This window comes from Nonomuraea sp. SBT364 (assembly GCF_001083785.1).
In the GTDB taxonomy this organism is placed as follows: Bacteria; Actinomycetota; Actinomycetes; order Streptosporangiales; family Streptosporangiaceae; genus Nonomuraea.
In genome coordinates this window covers 1-4,279 of the sequence record NZ_LAVL01000303.1, presented here as the reverse complement: position 1 = coordinate 4,279, position 4,279 = coordinate 1, and the positions used below count along the sequence as shown (strand labels likewise).

Sequence of the window (4,279 nt, the reverse complement as noted above, 5' to 3'; positions counted from 1 at the left end):
CCGCTACAACACGATCCGGCGGCACTCCCGGCTCGGCCAGCTCAGCCCGATCGACTATGAGAAGACGACAGATAGCCTGAGGTCTGCCGCCTGAAATCGGTGTCCTCGTTCGAGGGGGAAGCCCCAGCCTCGATCTGGTCCTCAAGCTGCTGCGCCAGGGCGACACGCTGAAGGTCACCCGGCTGGACCGGTTGTCGCGCTCGATCCTGCATGTGATCGAGCAGGGCATCGACACCGACACGATGGACGGCCCGGCCTCCGCCCGTACCCGCGGCCGGGTCGGTGGACGTCGGCCCAAGCTCACCGCCGACCAGGCAGCCCTCGCCCAGTAGTTGTACGACGCCAGGGACAAGACCGTCCAGCGGATCGCGGGCTTGTCCGGAGTGCCGCGCTCCACGGTGTACGGGCACCTGAAGGTCGAGGCCGTACGCCGTCAGCCGAAGAAGCCCCCGGGGAGGGCGTAGGCGGGACGCGGGGTCGGGTCTTGGCAGGAGCCCGAGGCCGAACTGTTGGGAAGATGTGGATGCGGGATGTAAGAAAGCCTTCCTTCGGACCACTTGCTCTATGAACGTTTGTCCCCGACCGAAGGAACCGGCTTGCCCAACCCCCATGAGCGCTTCACCGCGCTCTACAACACCTACCAAGCGCGGGTGTACGGCTATGCGGCAAGTCGCGCCGGACATCAACTCGCGGAGGAAGTGGTCAGCGAGACCTTCCTGGTGGCCTGGCGGCGTCTGGACAGCCTCCCCGACCACGCGCCGTTGCCATGGCTCCTCCGCGTCGCTCGCAACATTCTGCGCGACAACTTCCGGCAGGCCGCCCGGCGCGAATCTCTGGAAGCTGAGCTGCGCACGTGGATGGAAGAGGCAGCCACCGACGTGGGCGAACACGTCACCGAGCGCGTCGCCGTACTGCGCGCCCTGGCCGGCTTGTCCGAAGCCGACAAAGAGATCCTGACCCTGACCACCTGGCATGGCCTGTCCACCACGGAAGCGGCCGAAGTACTCGGCTGCACCAAGGCCGCCTTTTTCGTCCGCTTGCATCGAGCGCGCCGCCGACTGCAGTCGGCGATCGAAGCCACCGGTACCACCCCGTCCCGAAAGCCCGTGACCGTTCCAGGAAGGAAACTGCGATGAGCCGCAAGCCCGACGCGACGGATCTGCTCGCCATGGCCCGCCCGGCTTCGCTGGACCGCGGATCACGCATCTCCGCTGACGACATGCTGCTCATGGCCACCACCGAGGCGCCACAAGAACCCTCGCGCAGGCGCTCGCGCCCGAGGCGGACCCTGCCGGCCGCCCCAGCCTCGCGGGCCTGGTCCCGCCTGTGGGTACTGTGGGCGCCGCTGTCCACGGCTGCGGTCATGGCGCTGGTCTTCGCGCTGGTGACGAGCCTGGCACCAGCCCCTGCTGTGCTCAAGCCATCGAGAACCAACCAGGAACTGTTCGACCTGGCCGACAGGATCGAGAAACTCCCCGCCGAGAGCGGTGCCTACTGGCGCGAGGTGAGGATCGACGGCAATTACCTGTCCAGCGGTGGCTACAGGCTCGTGGTGGTCGGCCGTCGCGAGATCTGGCAGCCGCGCGACCCGGCTGATCTGGTGCTCACGCAGTGGTGGCGGCAGGACAGCGCCCGCCCGGCCACGACCGAGGACGAGCGAGCCTGGCGGGCGGCGGGAGCTCCCGCCAGGGTCAAGGGCCTCTGCGAGACCAGCGGGCCGTGCGGTTCGATTCCGGTCGCCGCCGAGCCCAAGGACTGCAGGTACACCTTGAGAATGGATCCCACGGGAATCTATCCCGACAAAACGGTCAGCGATTTCAGCATGGCGGATCTGGCGGCGATCCCCACTGATCCGGCCGCGCTCATCAAGCAGCTTCGCGCTTACCACGAGATCTGGAACGGCCGCGGCTTCACGCAGCCTTTCGAGAAGTTCCTGCCGACCACCGTGAGTCTCCTGGGCATGCCGCTCAGCCCTGCCCAGCGCGCCGCGATCATCCGCGTCCTGGCCAGTCTGCCGACCACCAAGGTCGTGGGCACAGTGACGGATCCGCTGGGCAGAAGGGGCATATCGGTGGACTTCGGCGGAGCGGGAGGCAGTCTGGTGTACTCCAGCAAGCCGGGCAAGGAGTTGCCGGTCTACAACAGGCAGATCCTCGACCCGGGGACGGGGGAGACGCTCTCGCGTGTTTCCTATGCGGCCCGCACCGCACGGGGGGCGACCAAGGGTGAGGTCATGAGCTACCACGCCCGCGACCTCGGGTCGGGCTGGACCAGGCCGCCGGCTTCTCCACCGAAGGGGTGCAAGAAGGGGGAATGAAAGGGGTGCCGACCCCGGCGGCGATGAGCGCACGGCCGGGGTCTGCGCGGTGGACGACTCAGCTGACAGGCGCGTTCAAGTAGTTCTGGATCTCCGGAGGGACAACAACGGAGCTCATGCGGCCTCGACCCCTGCATGGATCAGCTGGCCCGCTGGACCTTCCAGCCCCGAGACTGGCCCGAGGTCGAGCTGTTTGCTCATGTCGAGCTCGAACTCGCCGTACAGGTTCGCCACTTCGGCTCGGCGCGGACGATCTGCACCATCCCGGTGTTCAGGTAGACGATCACGGCCTGGACCGGTGCAGGGAGATCATGGACGGGACTGACCAAGTCCAGACGACACGCACACGTCCTGGCCTGGCTCGATAACGGGATCGCCGACAGTCACGATGCCCCAGAGCGAAAAGCGAGGACGTACGGCCTGGAGGTGCGAGGGAGCGTTCCGCCGTAGTGACGGGGACGCCGGGGCGCCCATCCCACCCCGCGACGGTGACGGGCGGAATGTCACCGCCTTCTGCTCAGGTGAGGTCCAGGCCGCCGTCGATGGTGAGGATCTGGCCGGTCAGCCAGGTCGCGGCGGGATCGGCCAGGCGCAGGATCCAGGTGGCGACCTCTTCGGGTTCGCCGCGGCGGCCGAGTGGGATGCGGGCGGCCTCGTCGTGTTTGATCTGCTCGACGATGGTCTCGGGCAGGCCGGCGGCGGTCAGGGCCTGGCTTTCGGTGGGGCCGGGGGCCAGGGCGTTGACGCGGATGCCGTCACCGGCCAGTTCCAGGGCCCAGCTGCGGGTGAGCTGTTCGAGGGCGGCTTTGGAGGCGGCGTAGTGGGCGGCGCCGGGCAGTGGGCGGTGGCCGTAGGTGCTGGAGATGTTGACGATCGTGCCGCGGCTCGCGCGCAGATGTGGCAGGGCGGTGCCGGCGAGCAGGCTGGGCGCGGTGACGTTGAGGGAGAACAGGTCGGTGATGGCATCGGCGGTGACCTCGCCCAGGGGCATCACCTTGGTGGCGCCGGCGTTGTTGACCAGCACGTCCACTCCGCCCCATCTGCTGGTGGCGACCTCGATGACCTGCGAGGGCACGTGCGGGTCGCGTAGGTCGGCGGCATGTGTGGCGATGCGGGGGTGGTCGGCGGCGGTCTCCTCCAATGTCTGGCTGCGGCGGGCGACGCCGAGCACGTGGGCTCCGGCGTGGGCGAAGGCGCGGGCGGCGGCGCGGCCGATGCCGGAGCCGGCGCCGGTGACGATGACGACTTTGTCGGTGAAGTCCGCGTTGCGGGGTGGGTGTGGCCGGTGGTGCACCATGTCTCCTTTGTTCGTTGTTCGTAAAACATCGAACAAGCTAGCATGGTGATCGTGAAACAAGCACGGCATCCCGGGCCCGAGGAGATGACCCTCGTCGCGGTGATGGGCGCGCTCAGTGACCCGATCCGCGTCGGGCTGGTGCGCGTGCTGGCCGACGGCCGCGAACGGGGCTGGGGCGAACTGCGCGCGCCCGTGGCCAAGTCGACGCTCAGCCACCATCTGCGCGTACTGCGTGATGCCGGCCTCACCCGGACCCGCCAGGAAGGCACCCGCTGCTTCGTCGAGTTGCGCCGCGAGGACCTGAACGCGCGCTTCCCCGGACTGCTGGAGGCGGTGCTGGAGGTAGCCCGCGGCGACGACGTCGGCGCGCACGTCGGCGTGGCCGACGACTCCAACCGCACCTGAACCCCGCCGTCGCCGACAGCGAAATCCGGCGGCGGCGCTTGCGATACGGCCCGGCCAACCCTCGCGGCGAAAGCCCGGCTCATCAGCCGCGCCGCCACCCGGAACCAGGGCCGCCAGCCAGGTCAGGGGTACTGCCGGGGCTTCCCCCTCGAACGAGGACACCGATTTCAGGCGGCAGACCTCAGGCTATCTGTCGTCTTCTCATAGTCGATCGGGCTGAGCTGGCCGAGCCGGGAGTGCCGCCGGATCGTGTTGTAGCG

6 protein-coding genes are annotated in these 4,279 nt (G+C 68.4%); 5 read left to right on the top strand and 1 reads right to left on the bottom strand.

Annotation, left to right across the window (positions count from 1 at the left end; translation table 11 throughout):
• The first annotated feature begins 191 nt into the window (after positions 1–191).
• The 4 genes from ADY59_RS52155 (at position 192) to ADY59_RS50905 (ending at position 2,596) form a co-directional block, all read left to right on the top strand.
• Positions 192–332 carry a hypothetical protein gene (locus ADY59_RS52155; protein WP_197094196.1) on the top strand — a complete coding sequence of 47 codons (141 nt, stop codon included), beginning with the start codon at positions 192–194 and terminating at the stop codon, positions 330–332.
• A gap of 225 nt (positions 333–557) precedes the next feature.
• A complete protein-coding gene (locus tag ADY59_RS46670) occupies positions 558–1,136 on the top strand; it encodes an RNA polymerase sigma factor (RefSeq protein WP_231619233.1) in 579 nt (192 codons plus the stop codon).
• The gene (locus tag ADY59_RS46665; protein WP_049577617.1) at positions 1,133–2,317 is read left to right on the top strand and encodes a CU044_5270 family protein; all 1,185 of its coding nucleotides are present in this window, start codon (positions 1,133–1,135) and stop codon (positions 2,315–2,317) included. Before ADY59_RS46670 ends, ADY59_RS46665 begins: the two co-directional genes overlap by 4 nt.
• 135 nt (positions 2,318–2,452) lie before the next feature.
• Complete coding sequence (locus ADY59_RS50905) at positions 2,453–2,596, top strand: hypothetical protein (RefSeq protein ID WP_156326164.1); 144 nt, start codon at positions 2,453–2,455, stop codon at positions 2,594–2,596.
• Positions 2,597–2,834: 238 nt separating this feature from the next.
• On the opposite strand, the gene ADY59_RS46660 is transcribed toward ADY59_RS50905, so the two are convergent.
• Positions 2,835–3,614 carry an SDR family NAD(P)-dependent oxidoreductase gene (locus tag ADY59_RS46660; protein WP_049577615.1) on the bottom strand — a complete coding sequence of 260 codons (780 nt, stop codon included), beginning with the start codon at positions 3,612–3,614 and terminating at the stop codon, positions 2,835–2,837.
• A 51-nt stretch (positions 3,615–3,665) separates the two neighbouring features.
• Here ADY59_RS46660 and ADY59_RS46655 point away from each other — a divergent pair, with 51 nt between their 5' ends.
• Complete coding sequence (locus ADY59_RS46655) at positions 3,666–4,019, top strand: ArsR/SmtB family transcription factor (protein WP_231619232.1); 354 nt, start codon at positions 3,666–3,668, stop codon at positions 4,017–4,019.
• The last annotated feature ends 260 nt before the right edge of the window (positions 4,020–4,279 follow it).